Annotated in this window: 25 protein-coding genes and 2 pseudogenes; 21 read left to right on the forward strand and 6 right to left on the reverse strand. The window is 42.3% G+C overall.

The annotated features are described in order from the left end of the window. Nucleotides 1–6 precede the first annotated feature (6 nt). Genes AC4HAO_RS04715 through AC4HAO_RS04730 form a run of 4 tightly spaced genes read left to right on the forward strand, consistent with a single transcriptional unit; the run spans nucleotide 7 to nucleotide 3,201 of the window. A complete protein-coding gene (locus AC4HAO_RS04715; RefSeq protein ID WP_447452488.1) occupies nucleotides 7–1,290 on the forward strand; it encodes a PTS sugar transporter subunit IIC in 1,284 nt (427 codons plus the stop codon). A 48-nt stretch (nucleotides 1,291–1,338) separates the two neighbouring features. Next, nucleotides 1,339–1,728, forward strand: coding sequence for a tetratricopeptide repeat protein (locus tag AC4HAO_RS04720; RefSeq protein WP_491134734.1), 390 nt, complete (start codon nucleotides 1,339–1,341; stop codon nucleotides 1,726–1,728). Between the two features lie 2 nt (nucleotides 1,729–1,730). Beyond that, nucleotides 1,731–2,588 carry a class II fructose-bisphosphate aldolase gene (locus tag AC4HAO_RS04725; RefSeq protein ID WP_491092771.1) on the forward strand — a complete coding sequence of 286 codons (858 nt, stop codon included), beginning with the start codon at nucleotides 1,731–1,733 and terminating at the stop codon, nucleotides 2,586–2,588. A gap of 10 nt (nucleotides 2,589–2,598) precedes the next feature. Beyond that, nucleotides 2,599–3,201, forward strand: a complete 603-nt coding sequence (locus AC4HAO_RS04730) for a P-loop nucleotide/nucleoside kinase family protein (RefSeq protein ID WP_491134735.1) — start codon at nucleotides 2,599–2,601, stop codon at nucleotides 3,199–3,201. Between the two features lie 203 nt (nucleotides 3,202–3,404). Here AC4HAO_RS04730 and AC4HAO_RS04735 read toward each other — a convergent pair whose 3' ends face one another. The 3 genes from AC4HAO_RS04735 to AC4HAO_RS04745 form a co-directional block, all read right to left on the reverse strand. After that, entirely contained in the window at nucleotides 3,405–3,824 is a 420-nt protein-coding gene (locus AC4HAO_RS04735) for a hypothetical protein (RefSeq protein WP_491092773.1), read from the reverse strand. Nucleotides 3,825–4,007: 183 nt separating this feature from the next. Beyond that, complete coding sequence (gene galU, locus AC4HAO_RS04740; RefSeq protein ID WP_447452484.1) at nucleotides 4,008–4,910, reverse strand: UTP--glucose-1-phosphate uridylyltransferase GalU; 903 nt, start codon at nucleotides 4,908–4,910, stop codon at nucleotides 4,008–4,010. Nucleotides 4,911–4,940: 30 nt separating this feature from the next. Beyond that, a complete protein-coding gene (locus tag AC4HAO_RS04745) occupies nucleotides 4,941–5,972 on the reverse strand; it encodes an NAD(P)H-dependent glycerol-3-phosphate dehydrogenase (RefSeq protein WP_491134736.1) in 1,032 nt (343 codons plus the stop codon). A 199-nt stretch (nucleotides 5,973–6,171) separates the two neighbouring features. Between AC4HAO_RS04745 and AC4HAO_RS04750 the strand changes: the two genes are divergently transcribed. From AC4HAO_RS04750 to AC4HAO_RS04780, 7 genes and pseudogenes are all read left to right on the forward strand, one after another. Further along, a complete protein-coding gene (locus AC4HAO_RS04750) occupies nucleotides 6,172–6,618 on the forward strand; it encodes a dUTP diphosphatase (protein ID WP_491092775.1) in 447 nt (148 codons plus the stop codon). Nucleotides 6,619–6,721: 103 nt separating this feature from the next. After that, nucleotides 6,722–8,083 carry a DNA repair protein RadA gene (gene radA, locus AC4HAO_RS04755; RefSeq protein ID WP_491134759.1) on the forward strand — a complete coding sequence of 454 codons (1,362 nt, stop codon included), beginning with the start codon at nucleotides 6,722–6,724 and terminating at the stop codon, nucleotides 8,081–8,083. Continuing rightward, nucleotides 8,084–8,821: a 23S rRNA (guanosine(2251)-2'-O)-methyltransferase RlmB gene (rlmB, locus tag AC4HAO_RS04760; RefSeq protein ID WP_491134737.1), complete on the forward strand. Its 738-nt coding sequence runs from the start codon at nucleotides 8,084–8,086 to the stop codon at nucleotides 8,819–8,821. It abuts the gene before it with no gap. Between the two features lie 162 nt (nucleotides 8,822–8,983). Further along, complete coding sequence (locus tag AC4HAO_RS04765; protein WP_491134738.1) at nucleotides 8,984–9,499, forward strand: NYN domain-containing protein; 516 nt, start codon at nucleotides 8,984–8,986, stop codon at nucleotides 9,497–9,499. A 69-nt stretch (nucleotides 9,500–9,568) separates the two neighbouring features. After that, entirely contained in the window at nucleotides 9,569–10,429 is an 861-nt protein-coding gene (locus AC4HAO_RS04770) for a DegV family protein (protein ID WP_491092778.1), read from the forward strand. A gap of 287 nt (nucleotides 10,430–10,716) precedes the next feature. After that, nucleotides 10,717–11,580: a CPBP family intramembrane glutamic endopeptidase gene (locus tag AC4HAO_RS04775; RefSeq protein ID WP_491092779.1), complete on the forward strand. Its 864-nt coding sequence runs from the start codon at nucleotides 10,717–10,719 to the stop codon at nucleotides 11,578–11,580. Between the two features lie 18 nt (nucleotides 11,581–11,598). After that, a pseudogene (locus AC4HAO_RS04780) lies at nucleotides 11,599–11,749 on the forward strand (CPBP family intramembrane glutamate endopeptidase); the annotation flags it as partial. A gap of 236 nt (nucleotides 11,750–11,985) precedes the next feature. Here AC4HAO_RS04780 and AC4HAO_RS04785 read toward each other — a convergent pair. The 3 genes and pseudogenes from AC4HAO_RS04785 to pepA form a co-directional block, all read right to left on the reverse strand. Continuing rightward, nucleotides 11,986–12,300 (reverse strand): annotated as a pseudogene (locus AC4HAO_RS04785) (pyrroline-5-carboxylate reductase family protein); the annotation flags it as partial. Next, nucleotides 12,285–12,530: an NAD(P)-binding domain-containing protein gene (locus AC4HAO_RS04790; RefSeq protein WP_491134739.1), complete on the reverse strand. Its 246-nt coding sequence runs from the start codon at nucleotides 12,528–12,530 to the stop codon at nucleotides 12,285–12,287. The pseudogene AC4HAO_RS04785 and the gene AC4HAO_RS04790, both read right to left, overlap by 16 nt. Nucleotides 12,531–12,599: 69 nt before the next feature. Beyond that, nucleotides 12,600–13,667: a glutamyl aminopeptidase gene (pepA, locus tag AC4HAO_RS04795; RefSeq protein WP_491134740.1), complete on the reverse strand. Its 1,068-nt coding sequence runs from the start codon at nucleotides 13,665–13,667 to the stop codon at nucleotides 12,600–12,602. A gap of 108 nt (nucleotides 13,668–13,775) precedes the next feature. On the opposite strand from pepA, the gene AC4HAO_RS04800 reads away from it, so the two are divergent. From AC4HAO_RS04800 to rpiB, 10 genes are all read left to right on the forward strand, one after another. Then, a complete protein-coding gene (locus AC4HAO_RS04800) occupies nucleotides 13,776–14,066 on the forward strand; it encodes a DUF4651 domain-containing protein (protein WP_491134741.1) in 291 nt (96 codons plus the stop codon). Then, nucleotides 14,059–14,376 (forward strand): thioredoxin family protein, encoded by a 318-nt coding sequence (locus AC4HAO_RS04805; RefSeq protein ID WP_491134742.1) that lies wholly within the window; start codon nucleotides 14,059–14,061, stop codon nucleotides 14,374–14,376. Before AC4HAO_RS04800 ends, AC4HAO_RS04805 begins: the two co-directional genes overlap by 8 nt. Nucleotides 14,377–14,391: 15 nt before the next feature. Next, on the forward strand, nucleotides 14,392–15,018 hold the full coding sequence (gene ytpR / locus AC4HAO_RS04810) for a YtpR family tRNA-binding protein (protein ID WP_491092783.1): 627 nt from the start codon (nucleotides 14,392–14,394) through the stop codon (nucleotides 15,016–15,018). 39 nt (nucleotides 15,019–15,057) lie between these two features. Next, the gene (locus AC4HAO_RS04815) at nucleotides 15,058–15,525 is read left to right on the forward strand and encodes a hypothetical protein (protein WP_491134743.1); all 468 of its coding nucleotides are present in this window, start codon (nucleotides 15,058–15,060) and stop codon (nucleotides 15,523–15,525) included. Then, nucleotides 15,522–17,141: a cutinase family protein gene (locus AC4HAO_RS04820; RefSeq protein ID WP_491134744.1), complete on the forward strand. Its 1,620-nt coding sequence runs from the start codon at nucleotides 15,522–15,524 to the stop codon at nucleotides 17,139–17,141. Before AC4HAO_RS04815 ends, AC4HAO_RS04820 begins: the two co-directional genes overlap by 4 nt. Nucleotides 17,142–17,646: 505 nt before the next feature. After that, nucleotides 17,647–18,585: a sugar phosphate isomerase/epimerase family protein gene (locus AC4HAO_RS04825; protein WP_491134745.1), complete on the forward strand. Its 939-nt coding sequence runs from the start codon at nucleotides 17,647–17,649 to the stop codon at nucleotides 18,583–18,585. A 13-nt stretch (nucleotides 18,586–18,598) separates the two neighbouring features. Continuing rightward, entirely contained in the window at nucleotides 18,599–19,969 is a 1,371-nt protein-coding gene (locus tag AC4HAO_RS04830) for a PTS transporter subunit EIIC (protein WP_491134746.1), read from the forward strand. Nucleotides 19,970–20,034: 65 nt separating this feature from the next. After that, nucleotides 20,035–20,775, forward strand: a complete 741-nt coding sequence (locus AC4HAO_RS04835) for a DeoR/GlpR family DNA-binding transcription regulator (RefSeq protein ID WP_447452471.1) — start codon at nucleotides 20,035–20,037, stop codon at nucleotides 20,773–20,775. A 397-nt stretch (nucleotides 20,776–21,172) separates the two neighbouring features. Continuing rightward, nucleotides 21,173–21,823: a ribulose-phosphate 3-epimerase gene (locus AC4HAO_RS04840; protein ID WP_491092786.1), complete on the forward strand. Its 651-nt coding sequence runs from the start codon at nucleotides 21,173–21,175 to the stop codon at nucleotides 21,821–21,823. Further along, nucleotides 21,820–22,275: a ribose 5-phosphate isomerase B gene (gene rpiB, locus AC4HAO_RS04845; RefSeq protein WP_491092787.1), complete on the forward strand. Its 456-nt coding sequence runs from the start codon at nucleotides 21,820–21,822 to the stop codon at nucleotides 22,273–22,275. The genes AC4HAO_RS04840 and rpiB overlap by 4 nt, the downstream gene beginning before the upstream one ends. Nucleotides 22,276–22,329: the final 54 nt, after the last annotated feature.

The following is a 22,329-nucleotide window of genomic DNA, read 5'->3' on the forward strand; positions in this document are numbered from 1 at the left end:
ATAATTATGGGGATTATTAATTTTATCATCAATAATATTTTGACCCAGGCCTCAATTACCATCGCCTTAATCGCCATGCTCGGCCTGATTCTGCAGAAAAAATCAGTAGGGCAAATTATCTCAGGAACCTTAAAGACTCTCCTAGGTTTTCAAGTATTGAGCGCTGGTTCCAATATTATTGTTTCCAGTTTGACTTATTTTGGGAAGATTTTTCAGGCCGGATTTCATACACATGGGATCGTTCCTTCAATCGAAGCGATCAACGGTCAAGCCATGAATGATTTAGGCTTGGGTAGAGAGATTGCCTTAACTTTCCTTGCCATATTTGTTGTTAATGTTTTAATTGCTCGTTTTACTAAATGGAATTATATCTTTTTAACTGGGCAGGCCCTGCTTTGGATGGCAACCATGACAACGGTCTTTGGCTATTTTTCCGGCTTGCGTGGTTTTCTTCTCATCCTTATAGGCGGAGTCGTGGGTGGTATTTTTACAGTTGCTATGCCTGCTCTTGCTCAGCCGATTATCCGCAAGGTTACGGGAAATGATGATATCGCACTTGGACACTTTTGTACCATTGGCTATTTATTTGAAGCAGGAGTTGCTAAGCTATTTGGCGAACGTGGTGACCAGAAAAAATCCATCGAAGATATTGAAATGCCTAAATCTTTTGAGTTTTTACAAGATACTTATCTGTCTGTCATGGTGGTTATGGTTCCCTTGTATCTGATTACGGCGGCCTTTGCAGGAGCAGGAGCTGTTGACACAGGTAATCAAAATTATCTGATGTACGCATTTCTGCAGTCTATTCAGTTTGTTGTCGGTGTGTATGTCCTTCTTGCTGGTGTTCGCCTTCTTCTTGGTGAAATAGTACCGGCCTTCCGCGGTATTGCGATGAAGTTAGTGCCAGACGCTATTCCCGCTTTGGACTGTCCGGTTTTCTTCCCCTATTCGCCAAATGCTGTTATTCTTGGTTTTATCACAACAACGATTGGTACCGTCATAGCCATGTTTGTGCTTCCGATATTTGGTCTCGCCATGATTCTTCCCGGAATGCTAACAAACTTTTTTGCCGGCGGTACAGCAGGTATATTCGGAAATGCTGTAGGTGGCCGCAGGGGAGCTATCATTGGGGGAATTGCCCACGGCTTCTTCATCACTCTTTTGCCTGCCCTGCTAGTTACAGCATTTAGCTCCCTTGGTTTTGTGAATGCGACAGCTACCGATGTTGATACGGTTACAGCAGCTCTCTTGTACTACTGGCTATTAAGTCCGATTTTCAAAATGTTTTAACGCCCCTATCTGACATTAAAGGAGCTGGGTTGAAGAGGTGATTATACGATGTTTAAACTGTTTAAAAAAAGTCAAAAAACTACCGAAAGTACGAAGGTTCAGTATTCAGAAGAGGAGCTAGAAAAATTTAATAAGGAGATTAATCAGCTATTAGCAGACCAAGAACAACATTTGGACGATGCTGACTATTTTGAAAAACTGGGGCTGCTTTATGATAAAGTTTCCAAGAAAGATGAGGCTATTGCTCACTTGGAAAAAAGCTTATCCATTAAGCTGACAATAGGGGAAGGCTATAAAAAACTCATGTCGCTCTATAACCAAAGGCGAAAAGAAGCTGCTATGGCCCACGATGATGAATTAATTGAATATTATATGGGTAAAATGGACGAAATGCGTAATATTGCCAAGAAAGTAACCCTAACAGCTAAGGAGGATTAAAAATGTATAAAACGTTAAAAGAGTTGACAGACTATGCTGATAAATTAAATATGACTGTAGGTGCATTTAATATGCATAACTTGGAAATGCTACCTGAAATGATCAGAGCAGCTAAAGAAACTGGCCTGCCTATTGTCATCCAAACTAGCGTAGATACAGCCAAATACATCGGCTATGATGTCATAGTCGCTGTTTGTAAGCAATTAGCAGCTAATAATCCGGTAGACGTGGCCTTACATCTGGATCATGCACGAGATTTTAAGGCTATTCAAGATGCGATAGCAGCTGGCTATTCCAGTGTTATGTTTGATGGTTCAAATCTTCCCTTTAAAGAGAATATCGCAAAAACTAAGGCCATTGTTGACTATGCCCATGCCAGGGGTGTCTCTGTAGAAGGAGAATTGGGAACAATCGGAGGAACCGAAGAAGGTATCTCTGTTTCTGAAGACGACAAAGAATATACCAGACCTAGCGATGCCATAAAATTTGTGGCTGAGACAGGAGTAGATGCTTTGGCCGTAGGGATCGGGACCAATCATGGCCAGTTCAAATCAAAAACAAATGTAAAAGTTCCCCTGCTTCAAAAAATTCACGAATCTGTTGAGGTTCCGCTTGTTATCCATGGCGGTACGGGTGTCAAAGAGGAAGATTACGCTGAGCTCATTAATAATGGGATCCGTAAATTTAATGTCGGTACAGAATTGCTTGTTAACTGGACACAGACAGCCAAGGATTATTTTGAAGCGACAGAGGTCAATAAATCGCTGCGTCATAATATCATTCCTTGTAATGAAAAGGTCAAGGAAATTGTAAAGCACAAGCTTCTGTTATTTATGAATGCTGATAGCCCTTTAAACTGAGGAAATCGTCATGAATAAATTCCTGATATTAATTGCAGGTCCCCCTGCTACAGGTAAAACCTATTTGGTCAAGAAGATCTTGGACATCCAACCTCAATTATACAAAATTACACCTGATGAATTAAAAGAAACTATTGCTGACAGTGTCGGTTTTAATAACTTAGAAGAGAAGGCACAGTTGGAACAAATCGTTTGGCAGTCTTTTTATCAGGCGATCGGTGCTTATATGATGGTTGGCCAAAAAATAATCCTTAGCGACTATCCATTTTCTGATAAGCAAAAGCCCCTCCTAGCTGACTTGGCCGCTAAATACGGTTATAATATCCTTACTGTAAGACTGGTTGCCGATTTTGACCTTCTGTGGGAACGCCGCTTTCAGCGTGATCGAGACTACAGCAGACACCTAAGTCATATCATGACTCACTATCACTATGGTGATGAGTTACTTCAGCGCGAATTAGCGGATAACCACATTACAAAAGATGAATTCCGAGATATCCTCAACAAAAGAGACTATAATCATTTTGAACTCGGTCAGGTAGTTGAATTTGATGTCAGTAACTTCGCAAAAGTTGATTACACTGATCTTTTGTCCTACCTTGTTAAACTATAATTTTAATTTACGGCCTCACTTTGGAAACCAAAACTATACGTCAGTGACACTAGTCTATCGGACAAAGTATTACTGCACTTTGGCCTCCTGTCTGTTTCTGATTTTCTTTGAAGTAGGGAATGCCAACTCTTTAACAAATAGAGGATGCTATCAGAGACTAAAAGTAGCCCCATTCGTTAAGATGGAGCTATTTTTGGAGATAATTAATATTCTTTCATCGTATGTCGTTTTCCTGCTGCAATAGCGTCGCTTTCTTCCATTTGAACAACTCGACTTTGGTTCGTGTTGGCAGGCATATTATCCATTGAGTACCAGTAGACATCAGCTGTCCCATCGCGAGCCACATAGACTATTCTATCTTGCTCTTGGTTTGGTTGTTCTTCATCTAATATTTTAGGGTCTTCTTGTGCTGGTTCTGACTGCACACTGGAGGAACTCTCTTGGATTGATGACGGCTGCTCTTGCGCTGCTATAGCAGTTGATGAAAAGTTTTCCTTTTCAGAAGAACTTTTTGAGGTTGTGGAGTACTTTGCCGAGTGACTAGTTGAAGTTGAATCATTGCTAAAAGCATTAAAGGCGATAATAGCCAATAAAGCTACTAATATGTAAGTGATTTTTTTCATAAAGCTCTCTCCCAATAAAATGTTAGCGTTTACGAAATTATTATACAAGTTCTTTTTTAATAAAACAATGGATTTTTAAAAAATTAACAGAAACATGACTGAAACGTTACTAGAGGACGCAATTAAAAAGAGTATAAAAAGCCCCCTAGGTTTTATTCCTAGGGAGCCAGACCACTATAGATGTCACTTTGCTTGCTTCCCATCTAACTCTTTACCCAGTTTAATGATGTAATCTTTCAGATCCTCTTTAACTTGTGGATGCTGTAAGGCATAATCAATAGAGGTCTTCATAAAACCAAACTTATCTCCCACATCATAGCGGTTACCCCTAAACTCACGCGCAAAGACACGCTGAGTTTTATTCAAGGTATCGATAGCATCGGTCAGCTGAACCTCATTGCCTGCACCAGGTTCTTGGGTTTCTAGAATGCTGAAAATTTCTGGTGTCAGTAAGTAGCGTCCGATAATAGCTAAATCACTTGGAGCTTCATCCGGCTCTGGTTTTTCGACAAAGGTTTCTACCGAATAGAGACCTGCTTCTCCTTGTCCTTGTGGAGCAATCACACCGTAGGCAGATACTTCATCATGGGGAACTGGCATAACTGCAATAGTGGAGGCATGAGTTTCCTGATAATCGTCGATAAGCTGTTTCGTTAGAGGAACTGCCTTATCGTCTGTAATATCCATGAGATCATCGCCCAGCATGACGACGAAGGGCTCATTACCGACAAAAGCCTTGGCTTGAAGCACAGCATCCCCTAGTCCGCGCGGATGGCTCTGACGGATAAAGTGGAGGTTGATTGCTGTAGTATCATTGACTAATTTAAGCAAATCAGTTTTGCCCTTTTGTTCCAGATTGTATTCTAGCTCAAAATTGGAATCAAAGTGATCCTCAATTGACCGTTTAGCTTTACCGGTTACGACTAAAATCTCCTCAATTCCAGATTTCAAGGCTTCCTCAACAATGAATTGAATTGTTGGCTTATCGACAATTGGCAGCATTTCTTTAGCCAGAGCTTTTGTAGCTGGCAAAAAACGAGTTCCCAAGCCTGCAGCTGGGATAACAGCTTTTCTAACTTTAGTCATCTTTTTTGTTTCCTTCTTAGATACTCTTTACTATTTAATGTTGTCTTCCTGCCACTCATTTTCTGAGCGGAGTTCATTGGACATCATGTTAAGGATGGATTCCTTAATATTTGCCCCCTCGTAGATAGCCTTGTAAATAGCTGCAGTGATAGGCATATAAACGCCCAACTGCTGGGACAATTCATAGGCAACCTTAGTAGTTGAAATCCCTTCAATTACCATTCCCATATTTCGCTCGACATCTTCTAATTTTTCACCGCGCCCAAGAGCGTCCCCAGCTCGCCAATTGCGTGAATGAACAGAAGTTCCCGTGACGATGAGGTCACCGACACCAGATAAGCCGCTGTAGGTCAGTGGATTGGCTCCCATCTTGACACCTAAGCGCGTGATTTCAGCCAGTCCGCGTGTAATGACAGCAGCTTTGGCGTTGTCGCCATAACCCATACCGTGTAGGGCTCCGGCCCCTACTGCAATAATATTTTTTAAAGCTCCGGCAGTTTCAACCCCGACCACATCCTGATTGGTATAGAGACGGAAGTAGCGATTGCTGAAAATCTCCTGTACATATCTAGCAGCATTGAGATCTTTTGAGGCTGCCGTAATAAGAGTCAGATCGCGAACGATTGTTTCTTCCGCATGACTGGGACCAGATACGACGACAATTTCACTGCGCAGTTCTGGTGGGATTTCCTCTTCCAGAATCGTAGACAAACGTTCGTGCGTGCCTGGCTCAAGTCCCTTGGAAGCATGCATGATAACCACCTTGTGATCCAGCAGTTCAGCGACTTGTTTTGCTACTAGGCGGGTAACCTTAGTCGGTACCACAAAGAGAATAGCATCAACAGCCTCTAAAGCCTCTTTTAAGTCTTTGTAGGCTTTAATTCTTTCATCCAAGACTATATCTTTGAAGTAGAGGGTGTTCATATGTTTGGTATTAATTTCATCAATCTGTTCTGGGATATTGCCCCAAATGCGGACCTCATGCCCGTTGTCATTAAGAACCTGAGCGAGGGCAGTCCCCCATGACCCCGGCCCTAAAACAGCGACTTTTTGTTTTGTCATAATAGGTCTCCATATCATAATATCGCTCTCATTATATCATAAAATAAGGGAAAAAGAGAGGTTAAGCGCAAATAGAAAACTTGCTTTTAACCGCTGTCAGCCCGTGATATAAGGAGGTTTGAAGCGATGAAGTAGCTAGGTTTTTATTTTCTATTGCGAATATAGTATAATAAGTGCTAGCAATTATACGAGGTGAACCATGTCAAAAATTCGTGGCTTTGAACTTATCAGCCAATATACTGATGAAAAATTACTGCCCAAGCGAGCGACAGCCCATGCAGCTGGTTATGATTTAAAAGTAGCGGAGACAGTAGAAATTCCGGCTGGTGCTATTGCTTTAGTGCCCACAGGGGTCAAGGCCTATATGCAGCCGAGAGAAGTCCTTTATCTTTATGATCGCTCTTCTAATCCGCGTAAAAAGGGCTTAGTGCTCATCAATTCAGTTGGTGTTATCGATGGCGACTACTATAACAACCCTAATAATGAAGGGCATATCTTTGCTCAGATGCAAAATATCGGTGATCAACCAGTAACCCTCGAAATCGGTGAGCGTATTGTCCAAGCTGTCTTTGTCCCTTTCTTGATTGCTGATGGTGATCAAGCTGATGGTCTACGAACAGGGGGCTTCGGTTCGACAGGCCAGTGAACTTTTGTCATGATAAACTAGATTTATCTGGTGCTCAAAATGATAGCGATAACCATCTGAATTGATATAAAATAAAGATGGTACAAGAAAAAGGAGATCTACCATAGCAAAGAAAAAATCAAGTTTCGTCTGTCAGGAATGTGGCTATAACTCTCCTAAATATTTAGGACGCTGCCCTAATTGTGGCAGCTGGTCCTCTTTTGTGGAGGAAATTGAGGCCCCAGAAGTTAAGAACGCTAGAGTCAGTTTAACAGGTGAAAAAACAAAACCGACCAAGTTAAAAGATGTCTCTTCTATTGATTATGCCAGAATCAAGACGAGTATGGGGGAGTTTAACCGAGTTCTTGGTGGCGGTGTGGTGCCCGGCAGTCTGGTTCTTATCGGTGGGGATCCCGGTATCGGGAAATCAACTCTCTTGCTGCAGGTCTCGACTCAGTTGGCCAATAAGGGAACGGTACTCTATGTTTCTGGGGAAGAATCGGCCGAGCAAATCAAGCTGCGCAGTGAGCGCCTAGGCCATATTGACAATGAATTTTACATCTACGCTGAAACTAATATGCAACATATTCGCTCTGAAATCGAGCGTCTGAAGCCGGATTTTCTGATTATCGACTCTATCCAGACGGTTATGAGTCCTGAAATTACCAGTGTTCAAGGTTCCGTTTCTCAGGTGCGGGAGGTGACAGCTGAGCTTATGCAGCTGGCCAAGAGCAATAATATCGCCACCTTTATCGTGGGTCATGTGACCAAGGAAGGAACTCTGGCTGGTCCGCGGATGCTGGAACATATGGTCGATACAGTTCTCTATTTTGAAGGGGAGCGCCACCATACCTTTCGGATTTTACGGGCGGTGAAAAACCGTTTTGGCTCCACCAATGAGATTGGTATTTTTGAAATGCAGACGGGTGGCCTAGTCGAGGTCCTCAACCCTAGTCAGCTCTTCTTGGAAGAGCGCTTGGACGGGGCGACAGGCTCGGCTATTGTCGTCACCATGGAAGGGACACGCCCGATTTTAGCTGAGGTTCAAGCCTTAGTCACACCAACGGTTTTTGGCAATGCCAAGCGGACAACGACTGGTTTAGATTTCAATAGGGTCAGTTTAATCATGGCTGTTTTGGAGAAGCGCTGTGGTCTCCTCCTGCAAAATCAAGATGCCTATCTCAAGTCAGCTGGTGGGGTCAAGCTGGACGAGCCAGCCATTGATCTGGCGGTGGCAGTCTCCATTGCCTCCTCCTACAAGGAAGCACCGACCAATGCTCAGGATGCCTTCATCGGTGAAATCGGTCTGACAGGAGAAATTCGCCGTGTCAATCGAATTGAGCAGCGCATCAATGAGGCTGCCAAGCTTGGATTCACCAAAGTTTACGTTCCTAAAAATGCACTCCATGATGTCACAACTCCTAAAACGATAGAAGTTATCGGTGTATCAACTGTTGGAGAAGTTCTACAGAAAGTTTTTAAATAGATGAAACAACTAGACGACAAGGATATTGTCTACGGTGTACATACCGTAACGGAAAGCCTGCAGGCTAACACTGGTAATAAACTCTACATTCAAGATGATCTGCGTGGCAAAAATGTGGATAAAATTAAAGACCTAGCAGCTGAGAAAAAGGTCTCTGTCTCTTGGACGCCCAAGAAAAGTTTAAATGAGATGACAGGCGGGGCGGTTCATCAAGGATTTGTCCTGCGTGTGTCTGAATTCGCCTATACTGACTTAGCTGATATTTTAAAAGAAGCAGATCAGCAGAACAATCCCCTTATCCTTATCTTGGATGGACTTAACGACCCTCATAATTTTGGCTCTATCCTGCGGACAGCTGATGCAACCAATGTGACCGGCATCATCATTCCCAAACATCGGGCGGTTGGTGTCACTCCGGTTGTTGCCAAGACCTCGACGGGCGCAGCTGAACATGTTCCGGTTGCTCGTGTGACTAATCTCAGTCAAACTATTGATCAGCTTAAAGGGCAAGGGTTTTGGATTTTTGGCACCGACATGGATGGAACGCCTGCCCACAGATGGAATACAGCTGGCAAGCTAGTCTTGATTATCGGCAATGAAGGCAGGGGTATCTCTGCTAATATTAAGAAGCAGGTAGACGAGATGGTTACCATCCCTATGACAGGCCATGTCCAAAGCCTGAATGCCAGCGTGGCTGCAGCCATTCTCATGTATGAGGTTTTCAGAAATAAATTATGATCAAAAATAAATTATGATCAAAAGAGATTGTCAGCAGATATTAGAGGTCAGTCGAAGGATTAGATCAATTGATGGATGATGGTAAAGTTATCATGGAATTTTGTTTTGGTTTATTTTATCTACTTTGCTAATATCGCTTACCGACTTTAACAAGGAGGTGCTATGGTCAGAAGAAAAATTTTAATGGTTGATGGCTACAATATGATTGCCTTTTGGCAGGAGACGCGACAGCTCTTTAAAACCAACCAATTGGATGCCGCTAGAAATATCCTTCTGAGTAAACTTAGCCATTATGCCAGTTTTGAAGCTATTGAAATTATCTGTGTTTTTGATGCCCAATATGTTCCAGGCAGCCGACAACGCTATGATGATTATCAATTGACCGTTGTTTTTACTCAGGAAGATGAGACAGCTGATTCCTATATTGAGCGGACAGCTGCTGAACTTAATACACGACTTAATCTTGTTGAAGTCGCGACCAGTGACCTCAATGAACAGTGGACAATTTTCTCACAAGGAGCCCTACGGGTTTCGGCGCGCGAATTAGAAGAGCGAGTCAATGTTGTTAAATCAAACCTAGACCAGCTGTCCAAAGATATTGAATTGTATACCCCCCGCCTAGGATCCTTTGACGAAAAGCAGTTGGACCAGCTTCAAGGCCTCCTAGACGATTTATAACGCATTCAGGTGGGCAAGGCCTCCCTTTTTTGATATAATAATTCACGTTATACTTTTAGGGAGATGGCAATGACGTTTAAGATTATTACAGATTCGACAGCTGATTTAAATGAAGACTGGGCTAACCAGCAGGATATTGACATTCTAGGGTTAACAATTACCCTAGACGGCAAGGACTACCCAACCGTTGGTACTGACCGCATAACCAGTGACGTTTTACTGGAGTCTATGCAAAATGGCGGTCAGCCGACGACTAGTCAGGTCAATGTTGGCCAATTTGAAGCTGCTTTTCGCAAATACGCTGAAGAGAGGCGGCCAGTTCTTTATTTAGCATTCTCATCTCTTTTTTCTGGGACTTATCAGAGTAGCTTGATAGCACGTGATTTAGTTTTAGAAGATTATCCAGATGCGTGTATTGAAATTGTTGATACGAGAGCTGCAGCCGGTGGAGAAGGCTATCTTTCTATCCTTGCAGCTCAAATGCGTAACCAAGGGGCTAGCCTTGAGGAGGTCAAGGCCGCAGTCTCTCATATTATTCCGCGGCTCCGGACTTACTTTCTTGTCGATGACCTCTACCATCTCATGCGCGGCGGCCGTCTGTCTAAGAGTTCTGCGCTTCTTGGCAGTCTCGTAAATATTAAGCCCCTCCTATGGTTGGACGCTGAAGGGAAGCTAGTACCTCTAGCCAAGTTGCGTGGCCGTAAAAAGGGGATGAAGGAAATGGTCAACCGGTCGCTTCAAGATGTTGAGACCAATACCGCTATTGTTGCCTACGCTAATGACGAAGCAGGAGCTGAGTCCCTTAAAGCACAGTTATTAGAAAGTCCATCAATTTCTGAAGTACTTATGATGCCGCTGGGGCCAGTCATCTCGGCCCATGTTGGCCCGAATACCTTAGCCATATTTACGATCGGCCATGAGCCTCGCTAGGCGGATCAGTACAGGAAACTTTTTCGATGACGAAATGCCTTAGCCTGATTTGTAAACGGTGAACTTTAATCATAAAAAACTTCAAGTTCTTGAACTACAATGCTCAGGAGCTTATTTTTTTTACGAACATGACCTTGTAGAATTACTCTTGTTATGTTATCATGGTACAAAATTTAAGTAAAAATTTTAACGGAGCTTTAAGGAAGAAAAGAATGTTATAGCAAATGTAAAAACTGCGCAAGGCTATTAGATTAGTTTGGAATGATGGTCTTTACTGAAATCTTCACATGAAGGCTGGGTTGCTGCTGATCTTAATGAAGATTTGGCTGTCTGCTCTAATTGATGTCATTATACTCATCAATTTCCGTATCCTAATCTATGTCATGCTTGCTCATAAAACCATTCACTCAGACGAAAACTCACTGCAAAATGGAGATACTATGAAAATATTTTTAGAAAAACTCAAATGGATTGGTCTTGCTCTTGGCCTCTTTCTGGCCGAGCAGGCAGGAGTATTTGTTATTAGTTTTGCGGCTGTTGTTAAAACAATAGCAAAACATGGTCGACAAGCCGATCCCAGTCATCTTTTACCGGCTGGCCCAATTGGTGTTGGTCTAGCTGTCTTAGTGGAGTTAGGAGCTCTAGCCCTGGCCGTTTGGCTCCTTTATAGGTGGGATTTTATTAAGAAGAAAGGGTTGAACTGGAAAATCTTAGTTTTTGGTCTTATTCTTGCTTATGCTTTAGTGCTAGGGATTGAGCAGGTGGCTAGTTTTATCATGCAGCTGGAAGATAAGACCAATACTTCTAACCAACAGGCTGTGGAAAGTATGCTGTCCTACGTTCCAGCTTTCTTTATGATTATTGCGGTGGCTATCACAGCACCAGTTATTGAAGAATTAATTTTTCGTGGCTTTATTCAGCAAAAGCTCTTTCGCAATCCTTGGCTTGGCTATCTCTTTGGTAGTCTAGCATTTGGTTTGGCGCATACTCCTGATTCTTGGGGAGCAGCACTGGCTTACATTGGTATGGGAGCTGTTATAGGCTTCTTTGCCTTTAAATATAAACGGCTAGAGTATGGTATTGCCCTGCACATCCTCAATAATTTTATTTCTGTTTTAATCATGTACCAAATGATTAGCCTTCCTTGGTAGGTCAAGTTAGTAATTAAAATTGGCGGTTGGATTACCTATGGGAGGTAAGGGCTTGGTCTTTGGTTTTGTAGCGATGCAATCCAAGCGGGTTGAATATAGCATCGCTATCCACATATTTATGAATGCCTACGCTTCCTTCATCATGATTTTGATGACCTTAGGTCAATAAGGCTTAAAGAAATAAGGTGAAAGGCGTACGTCCGACTGAGCGGGCTAGATGTAATTGATAACCGGCACAATCCTAGACTCTATCGCATTGATATTTTCCTATTCATTCCAATCTTTACCAGATGCTGACCTGATGGTAGGATTTTTATAGAAATACTAAAACTCCTCAGAAATCAATATTTCTGAGGAGTTTTGCTAGAAAATTAAAATAGACAAAGCGAGTCTTAGTTAAATTTGCTGTCCCTGACTAAGATTCTGTACACTGGCTAGGACAGTTTGTGTAACAATACTCATGGCTTGATCCTTAGGCAAGCCATGCTTGACCCCAGCCAGAGCTGTGAAAGTATCAAAATTCTTCTCAGCAATTTCAAATGTAGATCCGAAACTATCGGTGATAGTTTTAGCTAAGTCCCAGACTTGCTCATCGACCTCCTGATTAGCGCAGATGGCCGTGGTACTTTGCAAAATCTGAGCATTAATATTAGGCATAATCCGAATCAGAGGCAGGCTAGAGTCGGTTAACTCGGCCAAACGCTTTAGGTTACTTCCAGCTGCCATGACATGATGGGTTGATGAAAGTCCAAGGGTGCAAGAACGGTGGGCAAGCCATGAGGCTTGATTCCTAAGATGATGAAGTTAGCCTCCGTAACTAGAACTGTTTGATTTGGCAAGGCTCGGACGCCCAATTGTTCAGTTTGACGGGCTGTTTTTTGAGGGTTCTGTCCGGCTACTATAATATCAAAGTCAGTTTTATCTAAGCCTTTGATGGTGGCAGTTGCCATTTTTCAAGGCCGATAAATCCAATCGCAGCCCGTAGACCAACACCAGATGCGTTAGCAAAGTCCCTTTCTTTAATAGTTTTTGATCAGATCAACTGTTGAGCGATCCAACTTTTTGATAATAGCTTGCAAGAAAGCCTGTGCTTGGCAAAAATCGTCTATATTGTAGAGAGTTTGGTGGGAGTGAATATAGCGGGCACAAACACCAATGGTAGTTGAAGGCACTCCGCTATTTTGCAGGTGGGCAGCTCCAGCATCAGTGCCGCCTTTGGCTGCATAGTACTGGTACTTAATACCAGCCTCCTCGGCAGTCGTTAAGAGAAAGTCACGCATGTTTCGCAGCATGATATGTCCGGGGTCATAAAAACGAATCAAGGTACCATCGCCGATTTTACCCTGATCACCATAAACATCGCCTGCAGGTGAGCAATCAACGGCAAAAAAGAGTTCAGGGTCAAACTGGGTCGTTGAAACATGGGCTCCGCGCAGGCCAACTTCCTCTTGAACATTGGCGCCAGCAATCAGGGTATTGTCCAGCTGGCTTGCTTTCAGACTGTCTAAGAGCTCAGTCACCATGAGAATTCCATAGCGATTATCCCAAGCCTTGCTGATGATGTTTTTCCGATTGGCTGTCAGGATCGCTTGACTGTCTGGCACAATGATGTCACCAGGAGTAATGCCAAAGCTGTAAGCTTCACTTTTGTCACTAAAACCCCCGTCAAAGATAATATCAGCAACCGCTGGCAGGCTAGTTTGACCATTTTGCCCCCGCAAGAAATGTGGCGGAAGGGATCCCGAAATAATGGGCAGGTTCTGACCCGAGCGCGTGATTAAAGTAAAACGCTGCGAGGAGAGAACCAGTGGATTCCATCCTCCTATGGAAACAGCCCTCAGGGTACCGTCTTCCTTAATGTCACTGACCATAAAGCCGACCTCGTCCATGTGGGCAGCCACCATGATACGGGGAGCCTCAGCCCTTGTACTTTCTTTAATTCCAAAGAGTCCCCCCAGCCCGTCGGTTTCAATGCTGTCAACATGAGGTTCAATAGCCCGACGCAGATAATCTCGTACTTGGAACTCATGCCCCGCGATACCTTTAAGCGCTGTCACTTCTTGAATTTTTGTAAATAAGTCTGTCATTGCGTCCTCACTTTCTTAGTCCTATTTTAGCATAAAGCTGGTCGGATAGCTGTCCTTGTCCGATTCTGCCTGTCGCCAAAGGCCTTCATTTATGATAAAATGAAAGGCATGAAACATAAGAAATTACTGCTAACAACGGGTCTGGCAGGTCTAGCGGGCTTGGCGGCTCTGAGCTATGGTCTGCAACAAAAGATGGCTGACCGTAACCAGACAAGCATTTTAGCTGAGATCAGAGCTTATTTTAGTCAGATGGGGGATGTTCAAGTCCTCTATATCAAGGATTATGAGACACACGGTTCTAGTTTGTCAGGTGGTCTGGTCTTTGAGGATGGCCGAGTTCTCGATTTTACCTATGAAGCCGGTGAGATTAGCTATAGTGAGGGGCAAGAAGATGCTTAAACCAGAAACCTATGAAGAATTAGCCACTTATTTAGAAGAAAAAGGCCGTTTTGTCTTCTTATTCACAGCTGACTGGTGTCCAGACTGCCAGTTTCTCTATCCTTTTTTGGATGAGCTAGAAGCCGATAATCCCCATGTTACCTTTGTTCAAGTAGACCGCGATGCCTTTATGCCCCTAGCACAAAAGTGGGATATCTTTGGGATTCCTAGTTTGATTGTCATTGAAAATGGTCAGGAAATCGGACGCCTAGTCAATAAACTCAGAAAAACCAAAGAGGAAATCAATCAGTTTTTAGCCAGTTTCAAGTGAGGGAAAAGAAGAAATATGATTTATGCCTATAATAAAGAACAAGTCGGCGATGTTTTGATGGTGATCTTGCAAGACACTAAGGATGTTAAACGTGAGGTTGAGCGCAAGGGAAAGGTGGCGCGTGTCTTTGAGACGGCAACTAATAAGACCCTAGCCTGGAATATTTTTGAAGCTTCTAGCCTCATTCAACTTGATGCAAATGGTCAAGTTTTTCCATCAGCTACTGATGTAGAAGTCTTAAACAATGAGTTGAAAAAAGAAGGCTTCACGGCAGCTCTCGAAGTGACTCTTAGCCCAGTTTTTGTTGTAGGGCAAATCAAGGAAATGGAAGCTCATCCGGACAGTGACCATCTTAACATCTGCCAAGTACAGATTGCGTCTGACCAAACTGTTCAAATCGTAGCGGGTGCCCCCAATGCAGCGGTCGGTCTTAAAACGATCGTAGCCCTTCCAGGCGCCATGATGCCAAGCGGTAGCCTTATCTTCTCAGGCAAGCTCCGTGGTGTTGAGAGCTACGGCATGATGTGCGCTCCGCGGGAATTAGCCTTGCCAAACGCTCCGCAAAAGCGTGGAATTATTGAATTGGATGAGAATGCTTCTATCGGTGAGCGTTTTGATCCGATGAAACATTGGAAAGGGTAATACAAACAGGATAGATGTATCTTAGGGTAGGAGGCTCTTATGAAGAAAAGCACTAAGATCACACTAATAAGTTTGGTCACATTAGCCATCTTAATAGGAATAGGAGGAACCCTGATGGTAGCCAATGATTTTAACAGTCGCTTTGAGGCCTTTGTCAAAGCCAAGCGAGAGCAACAAGCCAAAGAAGCTGAGAAAAAGCAGCGAGAAGCAAAAATGACAACCAAGGAGAAACAGCTGGCCTATTTGAAAGAGCACCAGCAGGAAATCGTGGATTTTGTGAAATCACAGAGCTCTAAGGTCGAGTCCGTGCAGATCGATTGGGATGAAACCCAGTGGGATAAATCAGGAGTTGTCGTTGCTGAACCTTTTATTACTGTCTACGGCGGTATCAATGACCTTGAAGATTCTAGTTGGAGCGTAGACATCTGGATAGATAAAGACGGTAATGTTGATATGGATAGTATGTCCCAAGGTAGCCAATTAAGAATAGAAGGGGAACCAATTTGAGTAACTGGAATTTAGAGAGTTTTGATAACATTTATGCTTCTTTAGCTGAGTCTGCTTACACTGGACGTCCTGATACTTTTGCCTATGAGAAACTAACTCCTGAAGAACGAATGCAGTTAGATTCAGGAAAATCTCTTAAATTTGACTTTGCTAAAGATGCAACAGATAATCATGGTCAACTCACCCAAGGTGCTTCAGGTGACGGTTATCCCGATAAGAGTGATCCCAACGCCAGTAAAACGGAGCTCTACCTCCAGCCCGATGAAACGCTTCATACAACAAAAGACGGTCATCAAAAAGGTCTCCTGACCGATGAAAAGGAAGGCTTCAATGCCTACTATGTCACAGATACCGAAAAGATCGACAGCTCGACCAAAAACACCTACTTTGTGGTTCGCGGCAGTGATGGGATGGGGCTGGATACCCTCAATGACTGGGTTAACAACGATGCCCGCTTTGCGGTGACAGGGCAGTATATCCCCCAAGCTAAGTTAGCCAACAAGGCCATGAAGGAAAAGATTGCCGAGCTAAAGGATGCAGCCCCTAAAGCGAAGATGAATGTGACGGGACACTCTCTTGGAACCATGGTCTCAGCCCAAGCCGTCGCCAATCTCAGCTATGATGAGCTGGATCATGTCGGCAAGGTCGTCCTCTTTGACGGGCCTGATGTTTCTGACAGCCTGAAAAAGATGGACGGTGTCTCGGACAAAAAGATTGAGGCAGCGGGCAAACATGTGACCTATTATGTCAATCCCTTTGATATTGTGAGCATGCTCAATCGGGACAAGCCTTGGAAAGACCAGTTCGGTAAGGTCAAAGTGATTGTTCCTAGCAAGTATACCGGCACTTTTGACGGGAATTCCGCCCATGACTTTGGAGCCTTTCAAATTGACAGTCACGGGGATCCCTTAGTCGCTTCTAAGCATTATCACCCAGAACTGCTCAAAGCCGGTCAAGATATAGCCAAACTGGAGAAAGAGACGCTGAATAAACTGCTTGGCCAAGATGTCGATCCTTCCCTGGCCTCCGTCATTATGGAAATGATAAAGAGTGGGATTTCAAACACCAGTCTGGCTGCCAAACTAGGAATCAGTGCTGCAGAGGCGGCTAAAGTCATCAGTGATTTTCAGAAGGACTATCAGGCTATCATTGATGAGGCTCACAAAGAAGGGATTAAATGGAATAGGGAGAATATCAACAGTTTCCACGCTAAGATAAAAAATGCGACAGGAGCGCAGAGAATTCTGCTTCGGACAGAGTTGCTCTACATGGCGACCCAGCTGGCTGAGGAAGATATTAACAATAAAGTTGAAGCAGCCAAGAAGCATATCAGCGACGTTAAGGAAGAGGTTAAGGTCATTTCCGAGGCAGCGATAGCGGCGTCAAGAGCCCTAGGGGCGCACCTCAGCGACAGTGAGATTGAAGAGCTGACCGCTGAGATAGAGATGTCCAATGTTTGGGATGAGGGGACAGAAGAGGCGGCTAAGTCAGCCCTTGATGCCTATAAGAGTCAGATGGATACCTTTAGCTCAGATCTCATATATGCGGCACAAAATATCGAAGCAGTTGATAACCAGCAGGCCGGGGAGATTTTTGACAATTTATCTCAAAAATAATTATCAGAATGGAGAATTACCATGAAGGGGCTTGAAGAGTTTTAAAAAAGCAGAAAAGCTTTGCTGGGATTATGATAAAAAAAGTTGGATGAATTTGACTACGAGGCTAAAAAGAAAGATCCTAGTACTGATAACAGTCCCATATTATAACAACAAGATAGAATAACATGGTAAAGTGATTCGCTACTTTGAACAGCTCGAGATCTTTTTTATATTTAGGCTTAATGTCAATTTTAGTAATGCTATATCTTAACATTCAGAGAGGACAAGGGTTTGTCCTCTCTATTTGTATGTTCAAAATAAAAAGTATCTTAGCTCTGAACTTCTTAAAGGTCTTTGTATTTTCAGATTTTTACTTTGATATATTAAATAGAAAAAATATGACTCAATTAGCGACAATAAATAAAAAAATATGATAATAAATAAAAAAATGTGAAAAAATATGTTGAAATCGCTTTCTTTTAGTGCTAAAATATAGGCGAAGTTAATAAATAGGAGGAAAGATATGAAATTAGCGACAAGGATTAATTCCTATCTGAGAATTGATGGTTATAATTTGGAAAAAACTTTTTCAGACTTTGAAACTGCTGGTCTAGGTTATGTTGATCTCAATTATCCAGAGCATACTAAGGGGATTTCGTCTGAAGAAATGAAGAAACTTTTAGACAAGCATAACCTTATTTTGAATGGACTGGCGCTTAGGTTTCGAGGTGATTTTATTAATGGTGAACTAGGCAACGCAGATCCTACTGTTGCAGCTAAGGCACGCCAGTTGTGTAAGGATGCAGCCGATTATTGCCGAGCAATAGGCGGAGAGGTTATCACTATTTGGTTGGGGTTTGATGGGTTCGATTACAGCTTTCAAATCAACTATCACAAGGTTTGGAATCAGTTAGTAAAGGCTTATCAAGAAATTTGTGATTACGCTCCAGATTTGAAAATTAGCATTGAATATAAACCCTATGAAGAAAGAGCTTACGCTTTTGTCGACAGCATGGGAATAACGGGAATGCTGCTAAGCGAAGTGAATCGTGAGAATATCGGTGTTACTCTGGATTACTGCCATATGCTTATGAAACATGAAAATCCAGCTTTTGCCGCAGATATTTTTGGCAGTCGGGGGCAGCTATATGGTATTCATGCGAATGACGGCTATGGTGTTGCTGATGACGGCCTGATGATTGGAACAGCATCACCCTTTAAAACCTTGGAACTTTTGTACTACCTGAAAAAGCATGATTATCAGGGAGTCGTCTATTTTGACACTTTCCCAGTTATTGAACCTGCTGTAGAAGAGGCAGAAAGAAATGTTGCCATGATTACCTATATGGATCAGTTAATTGGCACAGTCGGAATGGATTATATCCAAAATATTATTGATAAAAACGATGCTATTGCAGCTAATAAATTAATGTTAACGTTCTTAAAAGGAACCAAAGACTAGGGAGGTGATTACTATGGCGGATTACAAAGCAACTGCAAAAGGGATTTTAGAGCATATTGGCGGACCAGAAAATATCTCTAATATGACTCACTGTGCTACACGGTTACGCCTAAACTTGAAAGATCCATCCAAGGCAGATGATGCTGCCGTTAAAGCTGTAGATGGTGTTGTGGATGTTGTCAATAAAGCTGGGCAGTATCAGATATTGATTGGTACAGAAGTACCCCATGTTTATGACGAATTTGAGATACTCGTAAAAGGCAATACAGAGAATTCTTTGGAAGAATCATCAGGTCAAGGTGGCAGTATTATCAGTAAGATTTTTTCTGCTATATCAGGAATTTTTGCACCCTTACTGCCGGCTTTAGCTGGATCAGGAATTTTACGCGGCCTGCTTATTTTAAGTGTCCAATTGGGCTGGATTAGTGATAAAAGCGGTACCTACAGCATTTTATTTGCTGCCTCTATGGCTGTTTTCTACTTTCTTCCGGTTTTACTCGCCTTTTCTTCTGCACGGCGTTTCGGAGCCAGTCCCTACATTTCAGCCTTAATCGGAGCTGCTTTATTGCATCCTGACTTTTTATCCTTGCTAGGAAAGACAGGTAATGGTGCTACGACGAGTTTTTTTGGAATTCCAGTTGTCTTGATGAATTACAACTCAACAGTTGTTCCTATTATACTTGCGATTTGGGCTTACTCTTACCTCTATAAGTGGTTAGACAAGCATATTCCAGAAACACTTAAGCTTGTTCTGATTCCTTTGGTGTCTCTAGCTATTATGGTGCCCTTAACCGTTATTGTTATTGGTCCGATTGGCGTATACAGTGGTGAAGGAATTGCTAATGTTGTTAATTGGTTAATTGAACGCAGTGGTGTACTGACAGGTATCCTTGTTGGCGGTGGCTGGAGCGTCTTGGTCAGCTTTGGTATCCACTGGGCAGTCAACCCTATTATGATTAATAATATTTCTCAAAACGGCTATGATTATATCTGTCCTCTGACCTTTGCCTGTAACTTTGCTGTTATTGGAACGGCCTTTGGAGTTTGGCTCAAGGCAAGAAATAAAAGCCTTAAAAATTTTGCGATGACAGGCGTCATTACCATTGCATTATCCGCAATTATTGAGCCTACCCTATTTGGCATGCTTGTAAAAAACAAAAAACTGTTTTTGGCACAAATTATTGCAGGTGCAGCTGGCGGAGCTTATCTAGGTTTGACTAAAGTTGTTACTAACGCTTTTGTGTTCGGCAGTGTAACAACCTTCCCGGCATTTATCGAAAGCAATGCCAATGTTATTAATGGTGTTATCGGTCTAGGGATTTCTGTTCTTGTTGGTGCCGTTCTTGGCTTTGTTTTTACAAGTAGAGATGACCAGCTAGCTTAGACGACTGCATGAAATAATTTTCTGAATATGGTATCATTATTACCAAAATAAAGGTAGATAATAAGATGATTCCATACGAAAGACAACAAAAAATATTAAGCTTGTTAAAGGATACTGAATTAGTCAAATTTGATGAGATTCAATCCGTATTTCCACACGTTTCTTCCTCAACACTGCGACGCGATTTAAAAGAGCTTGAAAAGAACAATAAAATTGAATATTTATCAGGCGGTGCTATTAAATTAATGTCAACTGTGGGAGAGATTCCAATCACAATGCGCAATACGCTTCATGGTGATAAAAAAGATAAAATCGCTAACCTAGCGGCTAAACGAATTCACGATGGCGACGTTATCTATCTCGATTCTGGCTCGACATGCTCAGTATTGTTTAGAAAAATTCTAAATAAAAGGATTACAATCTACACGACCAATACTGATTTATTCGCACTTGCTGACAGTGTTGTAGCGGAAGTCATTATCTTAGGAGGCCAATTTAATCCGATAAACTCCTCAGTAAGTGGTGCATTAACTGAAACGAACCTGAGGAGTATCTATTTCGGTAAATCTTTTTTAGGGGTTAATGGTGTTGATGAAAAATTTGGGGTAACAACTCCGACACTTGTCGAAGCAACTAAAAAGAAGATAGTACGGGAACATTCCGATGAAGTTTATCTCCTGTGTGATAGCACTAAATTTCATAATTTATCCAATGTCAAGGCTTTTGATCTAAAGGATGTCACGGTCATATCAGATCGCTGGGATGATAGTCTTGGAAAGGTTACCTCTATGATAGCAGCTGATTAATGTTATTAATTAGTAATAAGTAAGGTTCTGTATCTGTTTCTTCTGGAAAATCAAATGCTAGAATTGAGACCTCAGGAGACAAATCGCCATTGTTTATTTTTAGCGGGCGAGCTAGTAAAGAAGCAAGGCAGACTGCCTATAGCGGCTGCCTTTAGTTAGTGGGATACTTGAAGCCTAGGCGGTAACCCAAAGTGGTTTCTTTTTGGATCGCTTGATCTCTTTAAGTTATTACCTTGCCTAGTCTGATAGGATCTTCTTTGAGTGCAAGAACCTGTGTTTTATAAATGCAGACTGCCTTCGGATATAAAGTTTTTAGAGATTGTGCTGTATCTGTAGCGATTTTCTTAATTTTTGTCGTATCGTTTAACCGCTTAAATGTCTTATGGAGGAGGATGCTATGACGAAATTATTGTGTCCCAGCATGATGTGTGCAGATTTTGGCCATTTACAAAAAGAAGTTGAAAATCTGAATCGTGCTGATGTGGATATCTACCACTGTGATATTATGGACGGTGAATTTGTTCCTAATATAACCATGGGAATTAATGATATTAAAGCCATTAGAAAATACACCGATAAATTAATTGACTGTCACTTAATGATTGAAAATCCTGGAAATAAAGTGGATTGGTTTATTGATGCAGGTGTAGATTTGATCTATATTCACCCAGAAAGTGAACGTTACGTAGTGAAAACACTCAGCCATATCAAGGATAGTGGAAAATTAACTGGCCTAGCGCTAAATCCCGATACAAGTGTTGAAACAGTCGGTGAAATGCTAGAATTAGTTGACTACCTGCTGGTTATGACAGTTAATCCAGGATTTGCAGGCCAGAAATTTATTGATTTTACTAAGAAAAAGATAAAAAGGCTGGTTGATTTAAAGTCGGACTACCATTATAAGATTATGATTGATGGTGCTTGTAGTCCAGCTATTATCGAAGAATTAAGTGCCCTTGGAGCCGACGGGTTCATCTTAGGCACCAGCGCCTTATTTGGCAAGGAAAAACCTTACGCAGAGATAGTAAAGGAATTACACAAGTTATGAAAATTGGTATTGGAAATGATCATGTCGCTGTAGGATATAAACAGGCTCTTAAGGCTTATATTGAGGATAAGTACGGCTATGAAGTTGTCAACTATGGGACAGACAGTACAGAGCGATTTCATTATCCTGAATCTGGGAAAGCTGTGGCTGAAGCCGTAGCTTCCAATAAGATCGATAAGGGAATCCTAATTTGTGGTACTGGTGTTGGCATTGGTATTTCGGCAAACAAGATCAAAGGCATTCGCTGTGTCATTTGCAGCGAGCCTTATTCAGCTAAATTGTCCCGCCAGCATAATGATACAAACGTCTTGGCTTTTGGCTCCCGCGTAGTCGGATTAGAAGTAGCAAAGATGATTGTGGATGAATGGCTCACGGCAGAGTATGAAGGAGGACGTCATCAAGTGAGGTTGGATATGATTTCTGATATTGAAAATCAGGGAAATATAGATTAAGAGTAATCTACAAAAGTATTTAAATTTTTTTCGGTTTTTATTATTTTTTCATCT

Source organism: Streptococcus sp. ELY_137, from assembly GCF_058314515.1.